The organism is Lelliottia sp. JS-SCA-14, assembly GCF_035593345.1.
Classification (GTDB): Bacteria; Pseudomonadota; Gammaproteobacteria; order Enterobacterales; family Enterobacteriaceae; genus Enterobacter; species Enterobacter wanjuensis.
In genome coordinates this window covers 3,668,578-3,695,262 of sequence record NZ_CP141606.1, presented here as the reverse complement: position 1 = coordinate 3,695,262, position 26,685 = coordinate 3,668,578, and the positions used below count along the sequence as shown (strand labels likewise).

17 protein-coding genes are annotated in these 26,685 nt (G+C 60.6%); 8 read left to right on the top strand and 9 right to left on the bottom strand.

The genetic code is table 11. The annotated features are described in order from the left end of the window. Window positions 1-24: 24 nt before the first annotated feature. The 3 genes from U9O48_RS17165 (at window position 25) to U9O48_RS17155 (ending at window position 3,419) form a co-directional block, all read left to right on the top strand. A complete protein-coding gene (locus tag U9O48_RS17165) occupies window positions 25-975 on the top strand; it encodes a carbamate kinase family protein (protein ID WP_285157877.1) in 951 nt (316 codons plus the stop codon). Window positions 976-996: 21 nt separating this feature from the next. After that, complete coding sequence (locus U9O48_RS17160; RefSeq protein ID WP_324722842.1) at window positions 997-2,379, top strand: amidohydrolase family protein; 1,383 nt, start codon at window positions 997-999, stop codon at window positions 2,377-2,379. A 305-nt stretch (window positions 2,380-2,684) separates the two neighbouring features. After that, complete coding sequence (locus U9O48_RS17155) at window positions 2,685-3,419, top strand: class I SAM-dependent methyltransferase (protein ID WP_285150815.1); 735 nt, start codon at window positions 2,685-2,687, stop codon at window positions 3,417-3,419. On the opposite strand, the gene U9O48_RS17150 is transcribed toward U9O48_RS17155, so the two are convergent. Continuing rightward, a complete protein-coding gene (locus tag U9O48_RS17150; RefSeq protein WP_282492899.1) occupies window positions 3,413-4,045 on the bottom strand; it encodes a short chain dehydrogenase in 633 nt (210 codons plus the stop codon). The genes U9O48_RS17155 and U9O48_RS17150 overlap by 7 nt on opposite strands. A 68-nt stretch (window positions 4,046-4,113) precedes the next feature. Between U9O48_RS17150 and U9O48_RS17145 the strand changes: the two genes are divergently transcribed. Then, window positions 4,114-5,001 (top strand): LysR family transcriptional regulator, encoded by an 888-nt coding sequence (locus tag U9O48_RS17145; RefSeq protein WP_324722841.1) that lies wholly within the window; start codon window positions 4,114-4,116, stop codon window positions 4,999-5,001. Between the two features lie 71 nt (window positions 5,002-5,072). Here the strand turns inward: U9O48_RS17145 and U9O48_RS17140 are convergent, their stop codons facing one another. After that, entirely contained in the window at window positions 5,073-5,633 is a 561-nt protein-coding gene (locus U9O48_RS17140; RefSeq protein WP_324722840.1) for an Ail/Lom family outer membrane beta-barrel protein, read from the bottom strand. Between the two features lie 358 nt (window positions 5,634-5,991). Between U9O48_RS17140 and U9O48_RS17135 the strand changes: the two genes are divergently transcribed. The 4 genes from U9O48_RS17135 (at window position 5,992) to U9O48_RS17120 (ending at window position 8,819) form a co-directional block, all read left to right on the top strand. Further along, window positions 5,992-6,495 (top strand): hypothetical protein, encoded by a 504-nt coding sequence (locus tag U9O48_RS17135; protein ID WP_324722839.1) that lies wholly within the window; start codon window positions 5,992-5,994, stop codon window positions 6,493-6,495. A 9-nt stretch (window positions 6,496-6,504) separates the two neighbouring features. Beyond that, window positions 6,505-6,954 carry a DUF421 domain-containing protein gene (locus tag U9O48_RS17130; protein ID WP_324722838.1) on the top strand — a complete coding sequence of 150 codons (450 nt, stop codon included), beginning with the start codon at window positions 6,505-6,507 and terminating at the stop codon, window positions 6,952-6,954. An 88-nt stretch (window positions 6,955-7,042) separates the two neighbouring features. Then, window positions 7,043-8,224, top strand: coding sequence for a PLP-dependent aminotransferase family protein (locus tag U9O48_RS17125; protein ID WP_324722837.1), 1,182 nt, complete (start codon window positions 7,043-7,045; stop codon window positions 8,222-8,224). Between the two features lie 79 nt (window positions 8,225-8,303). Further along, entirely contained in the window at window positions 8,304-8,819 is a 516-nt protein-coding gene (locus U9O48_RS17120) for a DUF6622 family protein (RefSeq protein ID WP_285150811.1), read from the top strand. Here the strand turns inward: U9O48_RS17120 and nudI are convergent, their stop codons facing one another. The 7 genes from nudI to U9O48_RS17085 all read right to left on the bottom strand — a co-directional run bounded on the left by nudI (window position 8,820) and on the right by U9O48_RS17085 (window position 26,301). Then, the gene (gene nudI / locus U9O48_RS17115; protein WP_285150810.1) at window positions 8,820-9,245 is read right to left on the bottom strand and encodes a nucleoside triphosphatase NudI; all 426 of its coding nucleotides are present in this window, start codon (window positions 9,243-9,245) and stop codon (window positions 8,820-8,822) included. A 42-nt stretch (window positions 9,246-9,287) separates the two neighbouring features. Next, window positions 9,288-9,635: a HigA family addiction module antitoxin gene (locus U9O48_RS17110; protein WP_285144898.1), complete on the bottom strand. Its 348-nt coding sequence runs from the start codon at window positions 9,633-9,635 to the stop codon at window positions 9,288-9,290. Window positions 9,636-9,648: 13 nt separating this feature from the next. Next, entirely contained in the window at window positions 9,649-9,957 is a 309-nt protein-coding gene (locus U9O48_RS17105; protein ID WP_282492908.1) for a type II toxin-antitoxin system RelE/ParE family toxin, read from the bottom strand. Window positions 9,958-10,288: 331 nt separating this feature from the next. Then, window positions 10,289-11,458 (bottom strand): HlyD family efflux transporter periplasmic adaptor subunit, encoded by a 1,170-nt coding sequence (locus tag U9O48_RS17100; protein ID WP_324724412.1) that lies wholly within the window; start codon window positions 11,456-11,458, stop codon window positions 10,289-10,291. Window positions 11,459-11,468: 10 nt separating this feature from the next. Next, window positions 11,469-13,655 carry a type I secretion system permease/ATPase gene (locus U9O48_RS17095; protein ID WP_285144899.1) on the bottom strand — a complete coding sequence of 729 codons (2,187 nt, stop codon included), beginning with the start codon at window positions 13,653-13,655 and terminating at the stop codon, window positions 11,469-11,471. Continuing rightward, window positions 13,652-15,055, bottom strand: coding sequence for a TolC family outer membrane protein (locus U9O48_RS17090; RefSeq protein WP_282492910.1), 1,404 nt, complete (start codon window positions 15,053-15,055; stop codon window positions 13,652-13,654). The genes U9O48_RS17095 and U9O48_RS17090 overlap by 4 nt, the downstream gene beginning before the upstream one ends. 71 nt (window positions 15,056-15,126) lie before the next feature. Next, on the bottom strand, window positions 15,127-26,301 hold the full coding sequence (locus U9O48_RS17085) for a BapA/Bap/LapF family large adhesin (RefSeq protein ID WP_324722835.1): 11,175 nt from the start codon (window positions 26,299-26,301) through the stop codon (window positions 15,127-15,129). Between the last annotated feature and the right edge of the window lie 384 nt (window positions 26,302-26,685).

The following is a 26,685-nucleotide window of genomic DNA, read 5'->3' as shown; positions in this document are numbered from 1 at the left end:
CCGCACCAATCTAAAGGAAAACACATGAAAGAACTCATGGTCGTCGCCATCGGTGGCAACAGCATTATCAAAGACAACGCCAGCCAGTCGATTGAACACCAGGCGCAGGCGGTCAAAGCGGTCGCGGAATCGGTATTAGAGATGCTCGCCTCCGACTACGACATCGTCCTCACCCACGGCAACGGCCCGCAGGTCGGCCTCGATCTGCGTCGCGCGGAGATCGCCCACGAGCGCGAAGGTCTGCCCCTGACGCCGCTCGCCAACTGTGTCGCCGACACTCAGGGCGGGATCGGCTATCTGATCCAGCAGGCGCTGAACAATCGCCTCGCCGCGCGCGGTGAGCAAAAGGCGGTGACGGTGGTCACCCAGGTGGAAGTCGATCTACAGGATCCCGGTTTTACCCATCCCACCAAACCCATCGGCGCCTTTTTCAGTGAAGCCCAGCGCGACGAGCTGCAGCTCGCTCATCCGGACTGGCACTTTGTGGAAGATTCCGGGCGCGGCTACCGTCGCGTGGTCGCCTCGCCGCAGCCGGTGCGCATCGTCGAAGCCGACGCCATCAAAACCCTGACGCAAAAAGGCTTTGTGGTGATCGGTGCCGGTGGCGGCGGGATTCCGGTGATCCGCACGCCAGAAGGGGATTATCAGAGCGTCGACGCGGTGATTGATAAAGATCTCTCCACCGCGCTGCTGGCGCGCGAGATCCAAGCCGACGTGCTGGTGATCACCACCGGCGTGGAGAAAGTGTGCGTTCACTTTGGCAAGCCGAATCAGCAGGCGCTCGACACCGTCAACGTGGCGCAAATGACGCGCTACATGGAAGAGGGCCATTTCCCGGCGGGCAGCATGCTGCCGAAAATTGTCGCCAGCCTGGCGTTCCTGCAACAGGGCGGCAAACGGGTCATTATCACCTCGCCAGACTGCCTGCCTGCGGCGCTGCGCGGTGAGACCGGCACCCACATCGTGAATGCGTAAGAAAGAGATAAGGAAGATAAGATGAAAGAGAATAAAAGCCGCCGGGAGTTTATCAGCCAGAGCGGTAAAATGGTCACTGCCTGCGCGCTGTTTGGCGCGACCGGTTCCGTCGCGTATGCTGCTGAGACAGCGAATAAAACCTGCGAGACGGGCAAACCGATGAACATCACCGCGAAACACTATTACCTCGACAACGTGCTGCTGGAGGCCGGGTTTAACTTCGACGGCGATGTCGCAACCAGCACCCGTACCGAGCTAAAAACCCTGGAAATTCAGGACGGCAAAATCGTCGCCCTGCGCGACAACAACAGCCACGCCGACAGCACGCTTCCGCACTACGATGCGGGCGGCAAGCTGATGCTTCCGGCGATGCGCGACATGCACATCCATCTGGATAAAACCTTCTACGGCGGCCCGTGGCGCTCGCTCAATCGCCCGGCGGGAACGACGATTCAGGACATGATTCGTCTCGAGCAAAAGCTGCTGCCGGAGCTGCAACCCTATACGCAGGAGCGCGCGGAAAAACTGATCGATCTGATCCAGTCCAAAGGCTCGACCATCGCCCGCAGCCACTGCAATATCGAGCCGACGTCGGGCCTGAAAAATCTGGAGAACCTGCAGGCGGTGCTGGCGCGGCGTAAACCCGGTTTTGACTGTGAAATCGTCGCTTTCCCGCAGCACGGTTTACTGCTGTCAAAATCTGAGCCGCTGATGCGCGAAGCGATGCAGGCCGGAGCGCAGTACGTCGGCGGGCTGGACCCGACCAACGTCGACGGCGCGATGGAAAAATCCCTCGACACCATGTTCCAGATCGCGCTGGATTACGATAAAGGCGTGGATATCCACCTGCACGAAACCAGCCCGGCGGGCGTGGCGGCGTTGAATTATATGGTCGAGACGGTCGAGAAAACCCCGGAACTGAAGGGCAAGCTGACCATCAGCCACGGCTTCGCGCTGGCGACGCTGAACGAGCAAGAGGTGGATGCCATCGCCACGCGCATGGCGGCGCAGCAGATCACCATTGCTTCGACGGTGCCGATTGGCACCCTGCATATGCCACTTAAGCAGCTGCGCGATAAAGGTGTGTTTGTGATGACGGGCACCGACAGCGTGATCGACCACTGGTCGCCGTACGGTCTGGGCGACATGCTGGAAAAAGCCAATCTCTACGCACAGCTCTACATCCGCCCGAACGAGCAGACCCTGTCGCGCGCGCTGGGGATCGCCACCGGCGACGTGCTGCCGCTGAACGACAAGGGCGAACGCGTGTGGCCGAAAGCGCAGGATGCCGCGAGCTTTGTGCTGGTGGACGCCTCCTGTTCCGCCGAAGCCGTGGCGCGCATCTCCCCGCGCACCGCGACGTTCCATAACGGGAACCTGGTGTGGGGTAACGTCGGGGGATAAGTTTTTTGTAGGCCCGGTAAGCGCAGCGCCACCGGGCGTTTTAGGCCGCACAGCCGCTTGCTGCCGGGTGGCGGCTACGCCTTACCCGGCCTACAAAATCAACAGCAGCACGAACCGTAGGCCCGGTAAGCGCAGCGCCACCGGGCGTTTTAGGCCGCACAGTCGCTTGCTGCCGGGTGGCGGCTACGCCTTACCCGGCCTACAAAATCAACAGCAGCACGAACCGTAGGCCGGGTAAGCGAAGCGCCACCCGGCAACCGGCGATGAAGTATAATGCTAAGCACATTCTTATAGAGGGATCTGCGATGGCACAAAATATCTACGACAATCCGGCGTTTTTCGAGGGCTACGCCCAGCTCCCACGCTCGGTCCACGGCCTTGATGGCGCACCGGAATGGCCGGCGCTTAAATCCATGCTCCCCGATCTGACGGGAAAATCGGTCATCGATCTCGGCTGCGGTTACGGCTGGTTCTGCCGCAGCGCCCGCGAAATGGGCGCGGCACAGGTGATGGGCGTCGATATCTCCGAAAAAATGCTCGCCCGCGCGCTTGAACTCACCACCGATGCGGCCATCACCTACCAACGCAGCGATCTGGAATCTTTGCAACTCGAAGAAAACAGCCTCGACCTGGTCTACAGCTCGCTGGCGCTGCACTATCTCCCGGAACTCGACACGCTGTTCAGCCACGTTCAGCGCGCGCTCAAGCCCGGCGGTAGCCTGGTCTTTTCGATGGAACATCCGATCTACACCTGCGCCTCGCGCCAGGGCTGGCTGACGGATGACAACGGCGCGCGGTTCTGGGGCGTGAATCAGTATCAGCAGGAGGGGCAGCGCGTCAGCAACTGGCTGGCGGACGGGGTGATCAAATATCACCGCACGCTCGGCACCACGCTGAATGCGCTGATCAAAGCAGGTTTAACGCTTCGGGAAGTCAACGAGTGGGGCCCAACGCAGGCGCAGATTGACGCCTGGCCCGCGCTGGCAGAAGAGGCGGAGCGACCGATGCTGGTGCTGATCGCTGCCGTCAAACCTCAGTAACCGACTTTATAAACCCGACCACTCTGCACGCCTTCCACGCTGCGGCGGTAGGCCAGCGCGACGGTGGCGGCAGGGACGCTTTCAAAGCCGGGGAAAAATCCGTCGTACGCTTCGGCGGATTCCGTCAGCACCGTTGGGCTAATCAGGTTGATACGAATTCCGCGCGGCAGTTCGCAGGCCGCAGCGCGGACAAAGCCTTCCAGCGCGGCGTTCACCGTGGTCGCGTTCACCCCCTGGGCAATCGGCTCGTGAGCGACAATCCCGCTGATCAGAGTTATCGACCCGCCCTCATTCAGGTAGTGCTGACCGGTCAGCGCCAGGCGCACCTGTCCCAGCAGTTTGTCCTGCAAACCCTGGTCAAAATCGCTGTCTTTCATGGTCGCCAGCGGACCAAAATGCAGCCCGCCGCTGGCAGAAACAATCGCGTCCACCGGGCCGATTTTTTCGAACAGCGCCTGCACGCTGGCCTGCGACGTGATATCCACCTGCTCATCACCCTGCGTGCGACCGACGCGGATCACCTCGTGTTTACGGCTCAACTCTTCTGTCACGGCGCGGCCGACCGTGCCGCTGGCACCAATAATGACGATTTTCATAGCAGACTCCTTCAGGTTGTGAGCCTCCATTCTTTAATAAATCAGAACTGAGATAAACTGGGCTAAAGTTAGAAGATTACTAACCAGGGGTTTGCAATATGGATAAGCTTCGCGGCATGGAGACCTTTATCGCCGTGGTCGAGAGCGGCAGCTTTACGCAGGCGGCGGCGCGGCTGGAGATGTCGGCGGTGATGGTCGGAAAATACATTGCGCTGCTGGAGGAACAGCTTGGCACGCGTCTGCTGGAGCGCAACACCCGTCGTCAAAGCCTCACCGACGCCGGGCGGGTGTTTTACGACGAGGCAAAGCGGGTGCTGGAGCAGGTGTCGATTGCCGAAAGCTCGGTGGAACGCCTGCGCGCAGCCCCGGCCGGGACGCTGCGCATCAGCGCGCCGACCTCCTTTGGCGGCTGCGTGATCGCTCCGCTCACGGCGACCTTTTTACAGACCTGGCCGGAGGTGCGCGTCGAACTGGATCTGACCAATCGGATGGTGGACATGGTCAATGAGGGCTTCGATCTGGCGATCCGCATCGGCGATATTCGTCACGAGGATCTGGTGGCGAAATATCTGTGTCCGTATCGGATGGTGATCTGCGCGGCTCCGGCGTATCTGGCGCGCCACGGGACGCCGCAAACACCTGCCGATCTGGTCGATCATCTCTGTCTTTCCCACACGGTCTGGACCGCGCGCAACGAGTGGCGGCTGCCGGGCGTGGAAGGGGAGGTGCGCTGGAAACGCGATGCGATTTTGCGCTGTAACGACGGGTACGGATTACGCACCGCGGCGGTGGCCGGTGCGGGTTTGCTGTTGCAGCCGGAGGTGCTGGTGGCCGACGAGCTGGCGAATGGCAGGTTGATTCGGGTGCTGGAGCCTTTCACACCGGAACCGAGGCCGGTACATCTGTTGTGGCGGCAGGATTTACGCCCGTTGCCGAAATTGACGTATTACATAGATCATCTATTACAAGGCATACGTGCGGTTTAATGCCCGGCCCAAATACCGCACAGACCCCGTAGGCCGGGTAAGGCGAAGCCGCCACCCGGCACAAACGCCGCTTAGAACCGATACCCGACGCCCACATTCCAGCCATTAATCGAATGGTCGCCCTGCAGATCCGCGTTCGTCCCCTCATAACCGACATTAATCGCCAGTTCTGCGGTCGGGTTAAACTGCACGCCCGCACCGTACGCAAACGAGGTCGATTTTTCTGAGATGCTGTCTTTCTGCGTGTACCCGTCACCCGCGTTCACCCAGGTAGAATCCCCGTCGGCTTTGGTATGCGCCACGCCGCCCAGGGCATATAACGACACATAGTCGTTAATGCGATAAGCCGGACCCGCCATCAATGAATAATATTTCACGTCGATATGATTTTTGACCGAATCAGAAGCGACATAATATCTCTGATCGTCATCGCCGCTCATATAGGTGAAAGAACCCATGACGCTGAGCGGAGAATCCCATTCGTAGCGATATTGCGCGTTAACGCCGCGGATATTTTTAAAATTCTCAACTTTGCTCTGCGCATAGCCAAGAGAAACCGTGTGGTTATCCGCCAGAGCTGCGCCGCTGGCCAGACTTGCCGCCACCAATACCGCCAGAGATATTTTATTCATTTCCCGTAATCCTTTATTTTCATTTAATGGTGATGAGTGCCGGAGATGACCGGCAAATGTCATGGATATTCCATAGCAAATAAAACGGATTAAATTGTTGGTTTTTTACCTGACGGATGAAATGGGGAATTATCCTAAAGGGCAGCTTATTCCTGACATCGTCCTCCCTGATATTGGTAGGGCCGAAACGCACTCTCCCTGATTTTGGTAGCTTTACATTGTTGAAATATTCACGGGGAGCTGGCTTGACTTATCCCCCGCTGTGGCTATTGCTTAATCTAACAAACGGGATAATCCACAAAACGTTTATCCTTGAAAATCATCTTGCTGAGCAGAGCGCGAGGCAATGAGGTGAGCAATGGCGCGAGAAAAAGAGAGATTACCCGGCATCACGGAAAGCAGGCGTGGGCTGAACTTTGAGGCCTTATTCCGCCAGGTTGGGCTGGTGGTGTTGCTGGGCATTATTATTTCTGCCCTGTCAGGGCTGTTTTCTAACGGTTATTTTAGCTCGGCGCAAAAAGAAAATAACGCGCACACGCTGGCTATTCACTATGAGCGTTTTGGTCGCCTGCAAACAGAATTCGAACTGCGCTTTTCTACGCGATCATTACCTGCCGAAAGCTATATTTTCAGTATTAATGGTGAATTAAATACGATATTTGAGCCAGGTGCCATTTCACCGCAACCCGATAGCATGTTCAGTGAGGGAAAAACGCTGTATTTGATTTATCGCAATGTGAAAACGCAAGGTGATTTCTCCGTGCGGATGTTTGTTACGCCCACGGGCATGGGCAAATCAGTTAATTCAATCAAGGTTAACAGCGAGCCGGAAATCCGCTTCTGGCAGTTTATTTATCCTTAGGAGCGCAATATGGAGATGGTTTTCCGGGCACTGGCAATCTATCTGATCCTGCTGGTGGTGTTTAAAGTGGCGGGGCGTCGCGCGCTATTGCAGATGACCAGTTTCGATCTGATTTTACTGCTGATTATCAGTGAGGCGACTCAGCAGGCGCTGCTGGGAAATGATTTTTCGGTTACGGGCGCGATGCTGACCATTGTGACCCTGGTCGTCATTGATATGCTTTTTGGGCTGATGAAAAAGTACCTCTCCGGTGCCGAAACGGTCCTCGATGGCTCCCCGGTCATTTTGCTGGAAAACGGTATGCCGTTACCGGACAAACTGAAAAAGGTGGACGTCTCCTGCGACGATATTTTAGTCGCCGCGCGCCAGACGCAGGGTATCGAAGAGTTCAGCAAAATTAAGTACGCCATCCTCGAGCGCAACGGGCATATCTCAATCATTCCAAAAGAAGACCAGTAATGGCGCTAAAAGTGATGATCAAAGCCCCACAGATGTGTTACTAACACTATGAACATCATAAAAATCAGAACTACAGGGCCCCGACAGTATGTCTAAGAACAAACTCGCCAGCAGCGTGCAAAGCCTGCAATCTTCCGCCATCCGTGAATTGTTAAAACACAGCAAAATGCCGGGAGTGATCTCCCTCGGCGGCGGCATTCCGAATCCCGATCTTTTCGATCACGAAGGATTACAGATCGCGGCCGATGCCGTGTTATCCCGCCATTTTGGCGAGGCCTTTCAGTATGGCCTGAGCGAGGGCTATCCGGAACTGCGTAGCGCCATCGGCCAGATCTGCGTTGAGCGCGGGATCGCCTGCCAGGCCGATGACGTGGTCATCACCTCCGGCTCGCAGCAGTCGCTGGATATTCTGGCGCGTGCGCTCATCAACCCTGGCGACACCGTCGTCGTGGAAAGCCCGACCTATCTCGCCGCACTGCAGGTCTTTAGCCTGGCGCAGGCCAATCTTGAATCCGTCGGCACCGACGGGGAAGGGATGAAAGTCGATGAACTCGAAGCCCTGGTCAGCCGCAAAACCATCAAAGCCGTCTATATCGTGCCGACCTTCGGCAACCCCGGCGGCGTGACGCTCTCTGAAAACCGCCGCAAACAGCTGGTGGAGTTATCAAAACGCTACGATTTCGTGATTATCGAAGACGACCCGTACAGCGAGATCAACTACACCTCTGACGTGTTCCGCCCGCTGATGGCGCACGCCAAAGCGATTGGCAACGAAGAAAACGTCGTCTACACCTCGACCTTCTCCAAAATCCTCGCCCCGGGCACCCGCGTCGGCTGGCTGGTGGTCCCGGAGTGGCTGAAGCGGGCGGTGGTGAATCTGAAGCAAACCACCGATTTGCACACCAGCACCCTGTCGCAGCTGATGACTTTTGAGTATCTGCAAACCGGGCGTCTCGCCGGGCAGATCGCGCTGATCCGCGATGCCTATCGCCAGAAATATCAGACCTTTGCCACTGAGCTGGAAAACGAGCTGGGCGATGTGCTGACCTTCCACAAGCCGAAGGGCGGGATGTTCCTGTGGGCAAAATTCAACAACGGCCTCAACACCACCGAGTGGCTGGCGAAGACGCTGGCGAACGGCGTGGTGTTCGTGCCGGGCGAGTTCTTCTATTGCAGCAACCCGGACCATTCGACCCTGCGCATGTCCTTCGTGACGGCCACGGATGAGCAGCTGAAAGAGGCAGTTCGACGCCTGAAAATTTCGCTCTGAACCCACTTACGCATGATGGCGCGGTCGCCATTGTGCGTAATACTATCCCGGTGCGAAAATCTCACTGACGGTAATTCCTATGACAGAATTCATCACCGGAGTGATCACTCACACGCCCGTCTGGGTGTGGGTGCTGTTTATCTTCCTGATCTCCCGCGGTATCAAAGCCCGAAAACCGGCCATCGTAGCCCTGGAAAAGCTCGCGATTATTCCCGCGATCTTTCTGATTTGGGATATCTACGATCTGGTGGTGTTTCGCAAACTCACCGTCGCGACCTGCACGCTGTGGATCGCCGGGCTGCTGGCGGGCGCGGCGCTGGGCTATCTGCTGGTTAAGCAAGTGAATACCACCCGCGCGGCACAGCCCCGCAGCATTTATCGACAGGCCGACTACTCAGCGCTGCCATTTATGCTGCTGGCGTTCGGCGTGAAATACGTCTTAGGCGTCATGACCGTCGTCTCGCCCGAGACGCTGCAACAGCCGGGAATGAGCGCGTTTGCAATTGTTTCCGGCGGTGTATTCGCGGGGGTGTTTTTGGGTAAGTTTACGCGCTATGTGCGGGTGTATCTCTCGGCTGCACCGCAGGTGAACTGATTACAGAAGCCCTTTTTGCGAGAGGGTGATCCGCGTCGCCTCGTTGAGATCCAGCTCTTTTAAGGATTCCGGCAGCACCCAGGCGATCTCCTGAAACTCTTCGTTAAAGGTCACGTCACGGTTGGCGCTGATGCAGTCGAAGATCAGGTAGATCATGTAAATCTCTTCGGTGGTGCCGTCGGCGTAGGTTTTGACGCGAATGTCATCGCGAAAGGCGAAGGGTTTGACGTCGGTGATCTCAAGGGCCTCGCCCAGCTCTTCGCGGATCTCACGGCGCAGCGCCTGCTCCATGGTTTCACCAGGCTCCATGCCGCCACCCGACAGCGCCCACTGGCCGGGAAACACCCCGCGATCCGCCGCCATTTTGCACAGTAGATATGCCCCGTCATTCTGGATAATCGGACAAACAATGGTTCTCTGGCGCATGCTCACTCCCTGAATTTTATGTTGGCGGTACTGTAGCAGAGTTCAGGCGATGTCCTGCTGGTCAGACTTTCTTTTTGCGAGAACCTCAGCAATCGTTTTGATACGGCTCATCTCTTCCTGTGTCCGCGCGTTGTTCTGCACTTCCCAGATATCGACGTTCTGCTGCAAATTGAGCCAGAACTCGATGGAGGTATCAAAGACGCGGGAGAGACGAATCGCCATGTCAGCGGTTAATTTGCGGTTATTGTTCACCAGCGCGCTGATGGTGTTGCGGTGCACGTTAAGCATGTCGGCCAAATCGGCAATTTTGAGGTTCAGCGGCTCAAGGTAGTCGTACTGCAACACATCACCCGGCGTAGTGGGTTTGCGGAGGGATTGTTGGGAAGTCATGTAGGATACCTCACTATTTATAAGGCTTGTATTTATGCGGGGCGAGGTAGAGGTCTTCGGCTTTACCGGCCACCCATTTAAATATCAGTCTGTACTGTTTGTTAACTCGTATGGAAGAAAACCCTGACATTGGTGGGTTAAGTTCTTCATACATATTGCCTGGCGGCGAGCGCAAATCCCTGTGGGACGTTGCGGCATTGATGATATCCAGTTTTCTCGCCAGGGCGGCTTCAATGCTTGAGGGGAATATTTTGTGAGATTTTCCATACAGGAAGAAATCCTCAAGCCACTGATCGCGAAAGTTATTAATGTTCTTCAACATGATGCATTTTAGCTCCTGTCCCTTTGAAGCTGCGTTAATGGTATTGCACCGATGCACTGTGCGCAAGTGCATTTCTGCCGATTATTACTTAATCAGAATTTGACCCGACTTTTGGCTCAATGCAGTCAGAAACAGCCTCTGAAGTCACGGGAAAATACGCCTCGTCGAGTGAGGCTGAAAGGGGGAAATGAAGAAGAAATTTCGTCCTGCGAGGTGGCTTCAGGAAAAATGTATGGAGTGGCAGAACACCCGTCGGGTGGCGCTGCGCTTACCCGACCTACAAAACCTACAAACCCTGTAGGCCCGGTAAGCGCAGCGCCACCGGGCTTTTTTACCGCTCCCGCAGCGCCTCTTTCGCCCGGTTGAACGGCTTAATCATGTAATCCATCACCGATTTCTCCCCGGTTTTGATGTCCACCGTCGCAATCATCCCCGGCACGATCGAGAATTTCCGGCCCGCTTTATTGACCAGATAATCCTGGCTGGTGCGGATAAACACCCGGTAGTAGAACACTTCCGGTTTGGCCTCGTCCTGAATGGTGTCGGGCGAAATGGTTTCGACCACGCCGTGCAACCCGCCGTAGATGGCGTAATCGTAGGCGGTGATTTTCACCAGCGCCTTTTGCTCCGGGTGGATGAAAGCGATATCGCGGGGCGACAGACGGGTTTCGATCAGCAGGTGATCGTCCACCGGCACAATCTCCATCAGCTCGCCGTTAGGCGGGATCACGCCGCCGATGGTGGTCACTTTGATGTTTTTCACGATCCCGCGCACCGGCGATCGCACGGTCAGGCGTGTCACCGAGTCTTCGCGGCCTTTCAGCACCGCCGAGACCATATCGACATCGGCATTGGCTTTCGACAGCGCCTCGCGAGCCTGCACGTAATACTGGGAGCGCACGTCGGTGAGTTTTAGCTCCAGATCGCTTTTTTGCCGTTGCAAACGTAACTCTTCCACCCGGCTGGCGGCACCGGTTTTGATCAGCCGCTGGGTGATCGCCAGCTCCTTATTCGCCAGATCCAGCGCCGCCCTCAGTTCGCGCTGGGTGTCATCAAGCTGCGCGCGGCGAGAGGTGTAGAGCCGGGTTTCGGCGGCGATCAGATCCGGCCATTTTATCAGGGAAGGGGGGAAGACCAGCGGCAGATCGTTCACCTCCGCCGTCAGGCGCACGCTGGAGGCCAGCGACGCGCGATACCGCGCCGCACTTTCGCCGACGTTAGATTCCGACCGCGTAGGGTCGAGCCGCGCCAGCACCTGACCCGCCTGCACCAGATTCCCCTCGCGCACGTTCAGCTCGGTCAAAATGCCGCCGTCGAGAGACTGCAATACCTGCTCGCGCGAGCTGGGGATCACTTTCCCCGTCCCGGTCGAGACCTCGTCGAGAATGCCGAACCACGCCCACACGCCTACGATGATGAACAGGAGCAGGGAGAGGATCACGATCCGTCGTGCGCCCGAGTAGCCGCTTTCGGAGTCGAGAGCGTTATCGAGATCGTCCATCGCCGCCACGTCACGCTGACTGATTTTCATTTTTCCACTCCCGTCCGTTTGCCTGCTGCTGCATGCGGCTGTTGCTCAGGGCCTGCGCCTTCGGCGCGTCCATCACCAGCATGCCCTCTTTCAGCACCACCACGCGCTCCACCAGCTCCAGCACCGGCACGCGGTGAGTAGCGACGATCAGCGTCCGGTTGCCGAGCCACTCGCCGAGATGCTGGAGAAACTCGCGCTCCGTGTGCTCGTCCAGCGAGGCGGTCGGTTCATCCAGCAGGACGATATTGGGATCGCGCAGGAACATGCGCGCCAGCAGGATCGACTGACGCTGCCCGCCGGACAACCCCACGCCGTTCTCCATGATCGGGTAGTCGAGCCCTTTCGGCAGTTTCTGCACAAAGCTCGCCGCGCCGCACATCTCCAGCACCGCGAAGATCTCCTCATCGGTGGCACGCGGCATGCCGAGGGTGATGTTTTCCCGCAGGGTGCCGTAAAACAGCCGGGCGTTCTGGGTCATAAAACCGACGTTGCGCCGCAGATCCGCCACATCGAGATGCGGCAGGCTGAGGTTGTCGAGACGCAGTTCGCCGCCCGCCAGATCCATCCCGCCCGACATCGCCTGCAGCAGCGTGGATTTCCCCGCGCCGTTGCGCCCGAGGATCGCTACTTTCTCGCCGGGCTGGATCTCCAGCCGGTTAATGCGCAGAGCCATGCGCGGATCTTCCGGGTGATAGCGAAACTGCGCCTGATCGAAGAGGTAATGCCCGCGCAGCACGTCCTGGCGGATCGGCGACTCTTCGCGCTGATTCTCCGTCGGCAGCTGCATGATGCTGTCCAGTCCCTCTTTGGCGGCTTTCACCTGCTGCCAGCGGGCCAGCACGCCGCACAGGGTCGCCATCGGGGCGATCATCCGCGAGGCCAGCATCGAGGCGGCGACCACCGAACCGGTGGTGAGCGTGCCGTCGATCACCATCGGCGCGCCGACCACGATCACCCCGGCGTAAACCAGGCTCTGAATGGTCATTCCCCAACTGATCAGGTTCTGCGTCAGCTCGCGGGTGCGCAGGCCGGACTCGGCGGTGATCTGGATGTAGCTGTTCCACTGCTGCAAAAAGCGGTTCTCCGCCTGCATCAGCTTGATGTCCTCCAGCCCCTGCACGCTCTCCACCAGCACCGCGTTGCGCAGGGTGGATTCATGGGCAGACTGTTTTGCCAGCGCCGCGAGTTTCTTCTGCAGCAGCAGGCCGGGCAGGACCATCAGCACCGCGGCGACGGGGGCGATCCACGCCAGCTGCGGGGCGATGATCGCCAGCACCACCACGAACAGGAAGAAGAACGGCAGATCGACAATCGTAGAAATGGTGGAGGAGGTGACCATCTCGCGGATCTGCTCCAGCTCGCGCAGCTGGGAAATAAAGCTCCCGGTCGAGCGCGGGATCGCGCTGTTGCGCAGGCGCAGGGCGTGCCCAAACACCCGATCCGAGACGCGCAGATCGGCGCGTTTGCCGAGCAGATCCATAATGTGCCCGCGCGCGATGCGCAGCACAAAGCCGAACAAGGTGGCGATCAGCACGCCGATGGTCAGGACGTACAGCGTCGGGTAGGACTGAGCGGGGATCACCCGGTCATACACCTGCATCGAAAAGACGATCCCGGAGAGCGACAGCACGTTGATGAACAGCGCCGCCAGCATCACCCAGGTGTAGGGGCGCATGTCGCGCATCACAAGGCGGTAGAGCCAGTCCGGGCGGTATTTGGAAATATAGGCGTCGACGCGGCTGTCTTTCAGCGCCGCCAGCGGGCGCAGGGCGACCACGTGGCGAATCGCTGGCAGAAGGGCAGTCATCGACACGCGGTTGTTGTGCGGCGAGGTGTCGATGAAGTTGATATCGAGGGTATCGTCGCCGTCGAAGTGCTCGATGACGCCGATTTTACCTTCGTTGAGCTCAACCACCACCGGCAGTTTCCAGCTGTTGATGGACTGCTCCGTGGCGGTCAGAAGCTGAAAGGAGAGCCCCGCTTCGCGCGCCAGCTGGGTCAGCGCCGGGACCATCGGTTTGCCCTTCAGCCACGGCGCGCTGGCGACCAGTGCGCCAGGAGAGCAGGCCACGCGGTAGCGGGTGGCGACATAGCCAAAGGCCTGCGCCCAGTGCTCCAGCGTCTCTTCAGGAATGCTTTCGCCCAGCGGTTTATCGGATTGCTTCATGGCTGGATCTCCACAGTCTGAATGGTGCGGTTCTCAAGATCGAACGAATGACGCAAAAGGCCGGTGTTATACAGGCAGCTCAGCTGCAGCTGGTGCAGTTGCCCGACGGTTTGCTGCTGGGTGAAACGCGCCTGATAGACCTCCTGCTCGGCGTTCAGCACGTCGAGCAGCGGGCGTGAGCCGAGATCGAGATATTGCTGCTGATAGAGTTCGCGGGTGCGAACGCTGAGGGCTTCCTGGCGGCCCTGGATTTGCAGGGTGCTCAGCAGGCTCATCACCTGGCTGCGCGATTCGAGTAATTTCTGACGCACGTCGAGGCGCGTGCGCTGAATGGTGGATTGCGCGGCTTCGACGGCGTGTCCGGCGGCGTTGCGCCGGGCGGTGAGACCGCCGCCCTGGTAGAGCGGCATCTGCACTTTCACCCAGGCGGAATACTGGGTGCGATCCAGCGACTCACTGCCCGCGTAGCGGTCGTTGAGATAGTGGCGCACTTCCGGTTCGAGCGAGACGGTCGGCGTCATCTGGGCGTTGGCGTAGTCGAGATTGGCCTGCGCGACGTTGGCCTGCGCCCACGCGGAGAGCACCGCAGGCACCAGCCGATCGTCCGGTTCGGCGACATCGCAGCTGCGTTTCAGGTTATCGGGAAAGTCGTTGCTGATGGTGTTCAGATTGTTCCAGCCGAGAAAGCTCATCAGCGTGGCGCGAGAGCTGTCGAGGCTTGCCTGGTACTGCATGAGCTGGGCGCGAGCGCCTTCGATACGGGCGTCGGTCTGCACCACGTCCGACAGGGAACTCGCCCCTTCGTCGTTACGCTGGCGGGCGAGGTTGCCGATAGACGACAGCGCATCCAGCTGCTCTTTGGCGGTTTCCACCATCTGCTGCCAGGTTTGCACCTGCACCATCGCCAGCGCCGTGTCGTGGCCGATGGTATCAATACTCACCAGCACATTGGCCTGCTGCTGGGCCACGCCTGCGTTTTCGGCGCGTACCTGGCTGGCGACTTTGCCAAAGTCGTAGAGCATCTGAGAGAGAGAAAGTACTAATGAAGGGGTAAAGCCGTTGTTGCTGCCGTCGTGGCTATAGCCGCCGTCCATGCCCGCGTTGACCTGCGGATAGTATTTCGATTTGGCGACGTCGACTTGTTCCGATTGTTCGTAGAGTTTCCCGACCGCTTCGCTGATGGTCGGATGCCAGCTGACGGCGCGGTTCACGGCGTCCCCCAGCTTGAGCGTGCCGGGTGCGGCGTTACCGGCAACCGGCGCGACGCGGCCATTCAGCGACGGCAACTCCTGTTCTTCACTCAGGAAGCCGGTGTTGATCACCCCCGCAGGATTGGCAGCGAGCGCGGGCACAGATATCAGGCAGCACGAGAGCCACCAGTAAGGCATCTTCATTCCCATGTCATATCCCTAATAAAAGAGTACCGCTTCATGCCCGGGCGCTGAACGCCCGGGTCAGTTGTGTTGTGCTATCAGGTGATGATGTTGTGGTGCTGATTAACCAGTTCGTCGTAGCTGCTCTGCACGTTGTCCAAAGTGACCAGCGTGGTATTAGTGTAGGTGGTCCCTGTCCCGTCACGGTCGATGGAGATCACAGTGTTGTTACCGCTGGTGGTGACATGCACGTAGTTCCCGAGCGTCGATGCCTGTCCGTTCCAGCCCACCAGCAGATCGCCGATATCGATTTTGTCCCCCTGGCTGATGGAGAAGTTGGTCCAGTGATCCCCGGTGCTGTTGCCCGCCGTGGCGTTACCCACGGTGTTGTTCAGCACCTGATAAATCAGGGTATCGCCGTAAGCCGTCCCGTTGATCACATCGTTATGCTCCGAACTGATGAACTGCGGGGCCATGTTGATGGTGAGCGAGGCGCTGTCGGTTTTGCCTGCCGCATCGGTCAGGGTGTAGTTGAAGACCTCCTTCGAGGTGATGCTCGAGAGCGACACCCCGGTGTTCATGGTGTAGGTGTAATGCCCGTCCGCACCGATGGAGAGCGTGCCGTAATGCCCCTGAATGGTGACGTTAGCGGCGCTGGTGGTGTACGGGTCAAGGGTGGTGGTCACGCCGTTGTAGCCGGTGATGCTCAGACGGGTATCGACCGAGTGCAGCTGATCCATCGCCCCCTGCGAATCCGTCCCGTCAAAGATGTTGCCGTTGACGGTGTGGCCGCTGGTGGAATCGAACTGGGTGAGGGAGTAAGTGGTCCCCACCACGTCCGGGGTGATGGTGATTTGCCCCGCCGCCAGCGCGCCCATTTTCCCGGTATAGGAGAGGGTGTAGGTGCCCGCATCCAGATCCAGCCCGCTGAGGTTCACCGTCGCGGTGCCGCCCAGCAGTAATCCCCCGTTGAACGAACCGCTGCGGATGGTGGTCGAGCCGTTCGACAGCACCCAGTCCACCGTCAGCCCGCCGAGAGAGAGCAGCGACGCGACGTTGAAGTGCAGAACCACGTTATGCAGCGCCGTGTTCGGGTCGACCACAAAGGTGCCGCTGCCGCTGCCCTGGGTGGAAGCCAGCAGCGCCGCCTGCCAGCTGGCACTTCCGACGGTGGTGTCCGAGTATGCCGAGGTGTGGTGAACCGAGGTCACGTCCATCACCGCACTGACGTCGTTGACCGCATCCATCGCCCGCGCCGTCGGGGTGATGTTCAGCGACGCCGTGTCTTTATCGCCGTTTGGCGCGGTCACGGTGTAGACGAAGGTATCCGGCGTTTTGATGTGATCGGCCCCGACACCGCTGTTCAGGGTGTAGGTATATTTCCCGTCCGCATTGATGGTCAGGGTGCCATATTCCCCCTGAATAGTGGTGACGCCGGTGCCATTGACCGTCACACCGTTCACCGAGGTGACGTGGGTGCCAGCCGGGGCGATATCATCCGCCAGCACATCGCCGGTGGTGCTGCCGCCGACGCTTGAGACGGTGTAGACATGGTCTTCCAGCACGTTGAGGGTGTAGGCCGTCAGGGCCGTGATCCCCGCCGCGGTGTTCAGCAGGAACAGGTACTCACCCGCCGGCAGGTTGAGCGTCAGAGTGGCTGACGTTCCGCCCAGCAGCGGCGCACGCAGCCAGCCTGGCTGGACGCGCATCTGCTCGAAGGTTTGCGTCGCCTCGTTGAATTTATAGACGTACAGGTCGAACACCGAGGCCAGCGCCACGCCGCCCACGGAGGCCTGGATGGTCATGGTGCGGGTGGTGCCTTCCGCCACGTTATAGATGATCGGATTGCTCAGATCGTCGAGGAGGTTCAGCCCCAGCGTGTTGCCGAGATTCACGCCGACAACGGTAAAGCCACCCTGGGACGAGGTGCCGTTGTTAATGGCGTGCACGCTGGTGTCGAAGGTGAAGCTCGCCGTATCGTCCACCGCCGTGACGCTGTTGGTGACGGTGTTCGCGCCGAGCGAGATCACCAGCTGCGCCGAGGCGCTGGCCCCGTTATGGCCGATGGTGTAGGTGAAGCTTTCGGTCCGCCCCAGAACGGCGGCGCTGGTGTTGGTCAGGGTGTAGGTGTAGCTCCCGTCGAGGTTGATGGTCAGGGTGCCGTACTGACCCTGGATCACCGTTCCGTCTGCGGTCACGTTCACCGTGTGGCCCTGCGCATCGGTGACTGCCGTGATGCGGGTGCCCGCCGGGGCGTTGTCGCTGCCGGTGGTCGGGTCAACGTCATAAATCACGTTTCCGGATTGGGTGGTGACGCCCGTCACCGTCCCGGCGCTGGTCTGGGTGACATCCACGTCGAGGCTGGTGTAGGACCCGGTTGCCAGCAGGTTGGTGTTGTAGCTGAGCACGCGGTATTGCCCGTCCGCCAGCCCGGTCATGTTGAGCGTCACGCCGCTCGCCCCGAGGGTCAGCAGGTTGGCAAACTGCGGCAGACCGGTGTCCACCACCGTGGTCCAGGTGCCGTTGACCGCATCCCAGCGCTGCACCACCACTTCCAGGGTATTGAGCAGAGAAAGCACCACGCCCGTGGCGTTAGCGTTGATCGAAATATCCGCACTTCCGCCCGCACTGACCGTAAAGCCGACCTGCGCCGTGTCGTTGCCCAGCAGCGTCAGGACGTTGCCCAGCGCGCCGACCAGCAGGGAGCCGTAGTCGCTGTACTGAGCGTTCGTCACCGTCGCCGTGGTGCCGAGTGCCAGCTCCTCCACGTTCGAACTGGCCGACAGCGGCACCACAGGGGCCAGTGCCGAGCCCGGCGTCGAGGTGTTGCCCGCCGCATCGGTGGCGGTGATTTGCAGGGTCTGACCTTCCGTCTGTTTATTGAGGAAGCTGTAGCTGTAGGTGCCTCCGGCATTCGCCGTGGTGGTGACCGTTGAACCATCCGCCAGACGAATGGTGACGGTGCTGCCCGCTTCGGCGGTGCCCGTCAGCACGCTGCCGTCGGCGTTGAAGGTGCCGTTCGGCGCGTTCGGGGCGATGGTGTCGACGATGACCGTCGTCGGCAGCGAGACCGGCCCGGTGCCGCCGATGACGTTGGTGGCGGTGGCGGTAAAGGCGTGGGAGCCTTCGCCCAGCACCGGCGTGGTAAAGGTCCAGTTACCGTTGACATCCGTGGTCGCCGTGCCCATCGCCACGCCGTTGTTGTACAGCGTAATGGTGGAGTTCGGCTGCGCCGTCCCGCTCAGGGTTGGCGTGGTGTCATCGGTAGATTTGCCGTTGGTCAGATTGCCGGTGATGGTCCCGACGTTGTCGTTGACGGTAGTGATCAGCGGCGCATTCGGCAGGTTAGTGAATGGCGCGATGACGTTGCTCGTTGCGCCCGCGTTACCGGCTTTATCAGTCGCAAAGGCGAGCAGGGTTTCGCCGTTGGTCTGCGCCGGTGAAATAGTGACGTTGAACGCGCCGCTGCCGTCCGCTGTCGCCGTGCCCAGTACGGTCCCGGTGCTGCTGGTGATGGTGACGGTACTGCCCGCTTCCGCCAGACCGGTGACGTGTGTCCCGTTGCTGATGACGGCCAGCGTGCCCGGCACACCCGGTGCGACGGTATCCAGCACGATGGAGGTGATGGACGACGGTGCGCTGGTGTTGCCCGCCGCGTCCGTCGCAGTGGCGGTGAAGTTGTGCTGTCCGTTGGTCAACGAGATGGTGGCCTGCGGCAGCGTCCAGACGCCGTTACCATCGGCGGTCACGGTGCCGATGAGCACGCCGTTGTCGTAAATGCGCACCGTCGTGTTGGCCTCGGCGGTGCCGTTCAGCGTCGGCGTCGTATCGTTGGTCGGATTGCCGTTGATCACCGGTCCGGTGATGGTGCCGACATCATCGACCACCGACGAAATCACCGGGGCAATTGGCGCGGTGGCGTCCACGTTAACCACGAAGGCCGTTGTCGGACCGCTGGCGTTCCCGGCGGCGTCGGTGGCGGTGATGGTCAGGGGATGCAGCCCGTCGCTCAGCGCCGGGGTCGGTGTGAAGGACCACGCGCCGCCGGTGGCAGTGACGGAGCCAATCAGCACGCCGTTATCGTAGATTTTCACCGTCGAGCCCGCTTCCGCCGTGCCCGAGAGGGTTGGCTGGGCGTCGTTGGTGAGCTGGCCGCTGGTCAGGTTGGTCACGGTGCCGACGTCATCCACCACCGTCAGCAGCACCGGAATGGTTGGCGGCGTCAGGTCGATAGTCAGACTAAAGCTCGGGGACGGATCGCTGTTATTCCCCGCAGCATCGGTGGCCTGCGCGACAAGGTTATGCGGTCCTGCCGTGAGCGCGGTGGTGATCGTCACCGCCCAGTTCCCGCTGGCATCCGCCGTGGTGGTACCGAGGAGCGTGTTGCCCTCATAGATATTGATGGTCGCGTTCGGTTCGCTGGTCCCGATCAGGCGCGGCAGGGTGTCATCTGTGGTCTGGCCGCTGCCGAGCGGGCCGGTGACGGTGCCGACATCGTCAATCGCCTGGGTGATGGCTGGAGCCAGCGGTGCGATGGTATCCACGATCACCGTGAAGCCCGGCGACGCCACGCTGACGTTGCCCGCCGCGTCGGTCGCGGTGGCGGTCCAGGTGTGGCTGCCGTTGCTCAGGGCGCTCGGCGGGGTGAAGCTCCATGCGCCCGAGCCGTTGGCCTGCACCGTGCCGACCTGGACGCCATTTTCATAGATGATGATGGTGGCGTTGGCCTCCGCCGAACCGTTCAGCTGCGGTCGGGTATCGTCGGTGGTTTTGCCGTTTAACACCGGATCGAGAATAGCGCCGACGTCATCCGTGGCGTTAATAATCAGCGGTGCGGCTGGCGGCTGGGTATCGACCGTCAGGGTGAAGGTGGTATTGGTGATGGAGGTATTGCCCGCCACGTCGGTGGTGCTGATGGTGATGGTGTGCGCCCCGTCGGCCAGCGGTGCCGTTGGCGTGAAAGTCCAGTTCCCCTGGGAGTTCACCACCGCGGTACCGAAGGGTTGTCCGTCGCTGAGCAGAGTGACCGTCGCCCCGATCTCGCCGGTGCCGTTAAAGGTTGGCCGGCTGTCGTTGGTGCTGCCGCCGTCGGTGATATTTCCGGTGACCGGGCCGACGTCGTCCTGCACCGAGGTGAGAGCCGGTGCCGCAGGCGGCGTGGTATCCACGGTGAAGGAGAAGACCGGGGAGTTCGCCGAGATATTACCCGCCGGATCGGTGGCGTTGATCCTGATGTTGTACACGCCGTCGGCCAGTCCGGTCGGCGGTGTAAAGGTCCAGGCCCCGCCCACGACCACTGCGGTGCCGATCTCAGTACCATTATTCAGGATGTGAATGGTGCTGCCCGTGACGCCGGTCCCGGTGAGGGTTGGCGTGGCATCGTTGGTGAGCTGCCCCGAGGTCAGATTGCCGACCGCGCCGCCCTGCACGTCATCGGCAACGGAGGTGAGCACCGGTACCGCTGGCGGGGTGAGATCGACGATCACGGTGTAGCTGTTCGAGCTGGTGCTGACGTTGCCCTGAGGATCGGTCGCGATCACCGTAAAGGTGTGGCTGCCTTCGCCCAGCGGCGTGGTCGGGGTAAAGCTCCAGCTCCCCGAACCGTTGGCGGTGGCGGTGCCAATCTGGGTGCTGCCTTCGAAAATCGCGATGCTGCTGTTGGCTTCCGCCGTGCCCGAAAGCGTCGGCGTGCTGTCGTTGGTGGTGCCGCCGGACGGGACGTTCCCGGTCACGGTGCCGACGTTATCGTCCGCGCCGACAATCACCGGCGTGGTGGAGACCGTATCGACCACGATATTGAACGGCGGAGATTGCGGGCTTTCATTCCCCGCCGGATCGGTGGCGGAAATGGTCAGGGCGTGGTTGCCTTCCCCCAGCGCCCCCCCTGGGGTAAAGCTCCAGGTGCCGGTGGAACCCACCACCACAGTGCCAATGGCGGTGCCATTGTTGTAGATGGTAATGGTATCGCCCGCCGTGGCGGTGCCGCTCAGGGTTGGGCGGCTGTCGTTGGTGATTTGTCCGTTGGTCAGCGGCCCGGTGCCAGGGCCGACGTCATCGGTGACTGCGCCGAGGATTGGTGCGTTCGGTGCGGTCAGATCGATGGTGACGGTGGCGGCAGGAGAGAGGCCGCTGGTCTCAGCGCCCACGGTGGCGGTGGCAGCAAAGCTGTGCGGGCCTTCGCCGAGCGGGACCAGCGAGCTGGCTGTCCAGGCTCCGGTTGGGCCAGCGGTGACGACCGCCCAGGGCACCAGGCTGCCATCGAGATAGATGGTCACAATACTGTTCGCCACGGCGGTCCCGCTGAGGATCGGCGTGGTGTCGTTGGAGCTTGCGCCTTTCACCTCAACGTCACCGCTGAGACCATTGTCATCGACGATGGAGGTGATCGCCGGAACATCCGGCAGATTCGGCGTGTCGGTGACCTGATAGTCTGTCGGGCCGCTGACGTTGCCTGCGGCGTCTGTCGCCGTGACGGTCAGGGTGGTTTCGTTGTTTTGCGCCGGAGAAAGGGCAATGGAGTAATTGCCCGAGCCATCGGTGACGCCCCGACCCAGTTCAACGTTATTTGGCCCTTTGACGATCACCGTAGAGCCCGGTTCTGCGGTGCCTGTCAGCGGCGTCCCTTCGACAGCCAGACTGGTGACCACTGGTGCATTTGGGGCATTCGTATCAACCGTCACGGTCACCGGCGCGCTCGGCGTGGCGTTTCCAGCGGCGTCGGTGGCGGTGACGATAATGGTATGAGGGGCATCCGTCAGCGCTGAGCCGTTCGGCAGGGTCAGCGTCCAGTTACCGTTGGCATCCACGGTGGCCTGCTGCGGCGCGCCGCCGTCGATCCGCACGGTGATGGTGCTGCCAACTTCGGTTTTGCCGCTGATGGTCGGTGTGCTGTCGTTGGTGTAGAGCGTGCCGTTCGCCAGTGTGCTGCTGGAGATGCTATCAATCTGCGGCGTGGTCGGCGCGACGGTATCCACCGTGATGGTGTAAATAGGGCTGGTGCCGCTGACGTTACCCGCTGCATCGACGGAGGAGACGGTCAGTTTCAGCGCGCCGTCTGAGACGGACGGGCTGGTCCAGGTCCAGTTACCGCCGGTGACAGGCACGCGAGCCACTTCGACCCCGTTGTTATAGATAATCACCGTATCGCCGCTGGTGCCGGTCCCGCTGATGGTCGGGGTGGCGTCTGACGTCGAGCCGCCATTAGCGACGGTACCTGCGGTGATTTCAGGCGTGACCGGCGGTGTGGTATCCACCGTCACCGTAATCACCGGCGATGTGCCCGACACGTTCCCCGCTTCGTCGGTGGCGGTGGTGGTGAAGGCGTGGGTGGTTTGGGTCAGCGCCGTGTCTGGCCGCCAGCTCCAGTTGCCGTCCGCGCCGACGGTGACGCGGCCCACTTCGATTTTCGCCGCGCCGCCCACGCTGTCATAAATAATGATCACGTCGTTGGCGGTACCGGTGCCGCTCAGCACCGGACGTGAATCGTTGGTGCTGGTGTTATCCGCAACCGGGCCGGTGATTTGGCTGACGTTATCGGTCACCACCGGTGCGGTCGGGGTCGCTGGCGGATCGGTATCAATGATGATGGTCACCGGCTGAGATGGCGCACTTTCGTTGCCCGCGCCGTCTTTGTTGGTCACGGTCAGGGCGACATCGTAAGAGCCGTTTGGCAGCGCCTGAGTCGGCGTCCAGGTCCATGTGCCGTTCGGCTGAACAGTGATCACATCAGGCTGTTTAACGCCGTCAATGTAGATGGTCACCGTATCGCCCGGCGTGCCGGTGCCGCTTAAGGTCGGCGTGGTGTCGCGCGTCGCTTCGCCAGGATTCAGCGCCGTTGGCTGGCCGTCCGGGTTGACGGTCACGTCCGGGGAGTCTGGCGTCGCCGGGGCGACGGTATCCACCACCAGGCTAAATGGCGGTGAGGACGTGGAATTGCCTGCGGAATCGGTCGCGACCACCGTCAGGGAGTGGGTGCCGTTGGTGAGCGGGGTGAGTGGGGTAAAGCTCCAGCCGCCGCTGCCGTTGAGGGTGGCGGTGCCGAGCAGGGTGGTGCCGTCATACACGGTGATAATCGTATTCGGCGGAGCGTTGCCCGTCAGCACCGGACGGGTTTCATCCGTCGGGGTGCCGCTGGTGACCGGGCCGGTGACGCTCCCGGTGTTGTCGGTGACCGTCGCGATCGACGGAGCCGGTGGCGGCGTGGTGTCGACGATGATCTCAAATCCATTCGAAAGGGAACCGACGTTCCCGGCCTGATCTATCGCCACGGCGGTGAGCGTATGCGGGCCGCCTTCCGGGAGCGCCTGCGTCGGGGTAAAGGTCCATGAACCGCCATCGCTGACCACGGCGGTACCGATCTGCACGCCGTCCAGACGCACGCTGATGGTCGCCCCAGGTTCGCCCGTGCCGTTGAGGGTTGGACGAGCGTCGTTGGTGATTTCGCCGGTATCGAGCGGACCGGTTCTGCCTGGGACATCGTCAACCACGGAGGTAATGACCGGTGCCGCAGGGGCCGCGCTGTCGACGGTAATACTCCAGCTGTTCGAGGTGCCGCTGGCGTTCCCGGCGGCGTCAATGGCGGTGGCGGTCAGGACGTGCCCGCCCTCGCGCAGGTGCACCGATGGGGTGTACTCCCAGATGCCGCTCGGTGGGATGGTCAGGGTACCGATCTGATTGCTGCCGCTGAAGAGATAGAGCGTGGTGCCCGGCTCCCCGGTGCCGCGAATGGTTGGCGTCGCGTCGTTGGTCAGGCCATTGTTCGCGACATCACCGATGCCGTTGGCTACGTCGTCATACACCGACGTGATCACCGGGGTTTGCGCCGGGGTGATATCCGGGGCATCCACCGAGGCGGTTGGCCCGGTGTTGCCCGCATGATCCGTCGCGTCGGCGGTCAGTGTTTCGCCATTGAGCTGCGGCGGGTTGATAGTGACGGTAAAGTCGCCGTTATCGCCCGCCGTGGCGTGACCCAGCTCGGTGCCATCCGGGCCTTTGATGCTGACGGTACTGCCCGGCTCGGCGGTGCCGGTGACGGTGGTGCCATCGTCAGAGACAGCCAGATTATCCGGTGCCAGCGGATCGGTGGTGTCCGGTGCATCGGCATGACCCGGCTGACTCGCATTGCCTGCGGGGTCTTTGGCGATCACTTCCAGCACTTCGCCATTGGTTTGCGGCGGAGCGACAGGCACGGTGAAATGGCCGGTCCCGTCGGTGGTGCCGGTGCCAATGACATTGCCGCCCGGATCTTTGACCGTGACGGTGCTGTTGGCTTCGGCGGTGCCGCTGACGCTGGCGCCGTTACCGGCGACGGTGAGATCGGCCGGTGGGTTCGGGGCGATGGTGTCGGTGGCGACGACGTTGGCCGGAATACTGTCGTTCCCGGCGGCGTCAGAGGCGATGACGGAAATGGTCTGGCCGTTGGTCTGCGCAGGGTTGAGCGGAATAGTGAAGTTACCGCTGCCATCTGTCGTGCCCGTCCAGCTCTGACCGGTGCCGTTGGTGATGGTAATGGTGCTGTTCGGTTCGGCGGTGCCGGTCACCTGATTCCCGGCAGGGTTTAAGGCGATCACCGGCTGGGTCGGTGCGACAGTGTCGACGATAAAGTTGATGGCCTGCGACAGGCCGCTCGGGTTTCCGGCGGCGTCAATTTCACGCACCGTGACCGAGTGCGGGCCTTCCGACAGCGGGCCATTCGGCGCTACGGCCCACAGGCCGTTCGGGCCGACGGTCACTCTCCCGACTTCCACGCCGTTATCGTAAATAATAATCGTACTGCCCGGATCGCCGCGGCCCGTGAGGCGTGGCTGGCTGGCGTCGGTGGTTTGGCCGGCGGAAACCGCGCCGCGGATCGAGCCGACTTCATCGTTCACCACAAACGCCGACGGTGCGGCGGGAGCGGTGATATCGACCGTGATAGTAAAGCCCGGCGAGGCGGGGCTGGTATTCCCGGCCACGTCGGTGGCGCGAACCGTCAGCACATGGCTGCCTTCGCTCAGATTGACGGACGGGGTAAAGGTCCAGCTGCCGTTCGCGGCGGCGGTGACGGTGCCGATTGCGATACCGTTATCGTAGATCGTCACCGTGGAATTGGCTTCGGCGGTGCCGGTGAGCAGCGGGCGCTGATCGTTGGTGCTGCCGCCGTTGTTGAGCGGCCCGGTGACCGGGTCGACGTCATCGGTGACACTGGAAATCACCGGTGCCGTTGGCGCCACCGTATCGACCACAATGGTGATCCCGGCAGACGGCGCGCTGGTGTGTCCCGCCGCATCGGTGGCGGTAGAGGTCAGGGTATGGCTGCCGTTGGACAGCGCATTCGGCGGGGTAAAACTCCAGTTGCCCTTGGCGTCGACGGTTGTGGTGCCGATTTTGGTGCCGTTATCGAAGATGGTGATGGTGGTGCCCGCTTCGCCGATCCCGCTCAGGGTCGGGCGCGCGTCATCCGTGCGCTGGCCGTTGGACAGCGGGCCCGTTTCGCTCCCGACATCGTCGTTAACGATCAAAATGTCCGGTGCATCCGGCGTGACCAGATCCGGCGCGGTGACGTGACCCTCTTTGCTGACGTTGCCGGAGGAGTCGGTGGCGGTGGCAGAAATCTGCTCGCCGTTGGTCAGCGGGGTGCCGAGTTCAATGGTGAATTTCCCGTCGCTGCCGGTTTTCCCGGTGCCGACCAGATTGCCGTTGGCATCTTTCAGGGTGATAGTGCTGCCAGGCTCTGCGGTCCCTGAGACCGAGGTCCCATCCCCGGAGAACTGCAGATTGGTCGGTGCGTTCGGCGGCGTAGTGTCCGGGTCAGTCGGGTTCCCCGGATTGCCAGGGTTGGTCGGGTTGTCGTCATCGCCACCACCACCGCCTCCGCCGCCACCGCCACCCGCGGCAAGGGCGATCCCGCCTGCGACGGCAACACCGCCCAGCACCCACGGCCAGATGGCCGCGCCGCCGCCATCGCCGGAGGAGCCCATCAGCACATCCGTTGAGGCAATCGCCTCGTAGTGCTCTGCGGCGGTTGGGTCTTCAATCCACCACAGCGCGCCGTTGCCTTCCTGCAGCACCAGCTGGCTCTCGCCCTGCGCGTCGCCGTGGTAAAAGTTTTTCAGGGTAATGACTTCGCCGGAGTGCAGGCTGACGATCAGATCGTTGCCACTGCGCGTGTAGTGGGAAATGTCGGCCCGGCCGACGTGAAGCTTCACAATGGAGGAGTGATCCAGAGTAACCTGAGTGCCTTCTGTGGTGGTTTCCACGCCAGTAAGTTTCGAAATGACAGAGATTTGGCTCATATTGATGACTCCCAACAGATTTTTATTGAAATGGCGTGCAAGACGAAGCCATCACTTTTCTGCGGGTAAAGAGCGCCCCCGGCGAATTCACTATTTTTGACGATAGTGCTTACCGTTGATTTCTTCAGAGCGGCCGATGCCCGCCAGCGAATAGAGTGGCAACATCAGGTGAAGCTATTTATTTACTTTGGCTTGACTTGTATTCGGTGTTTTTTGTGTTATATAAAGCCCTGTGATTTATAAAGATATTATTTAAATGGACTAAAAATGATATAGCTATAAATATCAGATTATGCAAATGAAGCACCGGTAACCTGCAGTTAACCCCTTCTGAATTGAATAGTTTTACCAAGATGGCTATAAGCCAGTTTCCCACCGCATCCC

Excerpts from the sequence above, each read along its gene's own strand:
- U9O48_RS17160 (WP_324722842.1), top strand. The coding sequence starts at position 997 with ATGAAAGAGAATAAAAGCCGCCGGGAGTTTATCAGCCAGAGCGGTAAA.
- U9O48_RS17130 (WP_324722838.1), top strand. The coding sequence starts at position 6,505 with ATGGAGATGGTTTTCCGGGCACTGGCAATCTATCTGATCCTGCTGGTG.
- U9O48_RS17140 (WP_324722840.1), bottom strand. The coding sequence starts at position 5,633 with ATGAATAAAATATCTCTGGCGGTATTGGTGGCGGCAAGTCTGGCCAGC.
- U9O48_RS17090 (WP_282492910.1), bottom strand. The coding sequence starts at position 15,055 with ATGGGAATGAAGATGCCTTACTGGTGGCTCTCGTGCTGCCTGATATCT.
- U9O48_RS17120 (WP_285150811.1), top strand. The coding sequence starts at position 8,304 with ATGACAGAATTCATCACCGGAGTGATCACTCACACGCCCGTCTGGGTG.
- U9O48_RS17165 (WP_285157877.1), top strand. The coding sequence starts at position 25 with ATGAAAGAACTCATGGTCGTCGCCATCGGTGGCAACAGCATTATCAAA.
- U9O48_RS17135 (WP_324722839.1), top strand. The coding sequence starts at position 5,992 with ATGGCGCGAGAAAAAGAGAGATTACCCGGCATCACGGAAAGCAGGCGT.
- U9O48_RS17110 (WP_285144898.1), bottom strand. The coding sequence starts at position 9,635 with ATGACTTCCCAACAATCCCTCCGCAAACCCACTACGCCGGGTGATGTG.
- U9O48_RS17150 (WP_282492899.1), bottom strand. The coding sequence starts at position 4,045 with ATGGAGGCTCACAACCTGAAGGAGTCTGCTATGAAAATCGTCATTATT.
- U9O48_RS17145 (WP_324722841.1), top strand. The coding sequence starts at position 4,114 with ATGGATAAGCTTCGCGGCATGGAGACCTTTATCGCCGTGGTCGAGAGC.
- U9O48_RS17125 (WP_324722837.1), top strand. The coding sequence starts at position 7,043 with ATGTCTAAGAACAAACTCGCCAGCAGCGTGCAAAGCCTGCAATCTTCC.
- U9O48_RS17105 (WP_282492908.1), bottom strand. The coding sequence starts at position 9,957 with ATGTTGAAGAACATTAATAACTTTCGCGATCAGTGGCTTGAGGATTTC.
- U9O48_RS17155 (WP_285150815.1), top strand. The coding sequence starts at position 2,685 with ATGGCACAAAATATCTACGACAATCCGGCGTTTTTCGAGGGCTACGCC.
- U9O48_RS17095 (WP_285144899.1), bottom strand. The coding sequence starts at position 13,655 with ATGAAGCAATCCGATAAACCGCTGGGCGAAAGCATTCCTGAAGAGACG.
- nudI (WP_285150810.1), bottom strand. The coding sequence starts at position 9,245 with ATGCGCCAGAGAACCATTGTTTGTCCGATTATCCAGAATGACGGGGCA.
- U9O48_RS17085 (WP_324722835.1), bottom strand. The coding sequence starts at position 26,301 with ATGAGCCAAATCTCTGTCATTTCGAAACTTACTGGCGTGGAAACCACC.
- U9O48_RS17100 (WP_324724412.1), bottom strand. The coding sequence starts at position 11,458 with ATGGACGATCTCGATAACGCTCTCGACTCCGAAAGCGGCTACTCGGGC.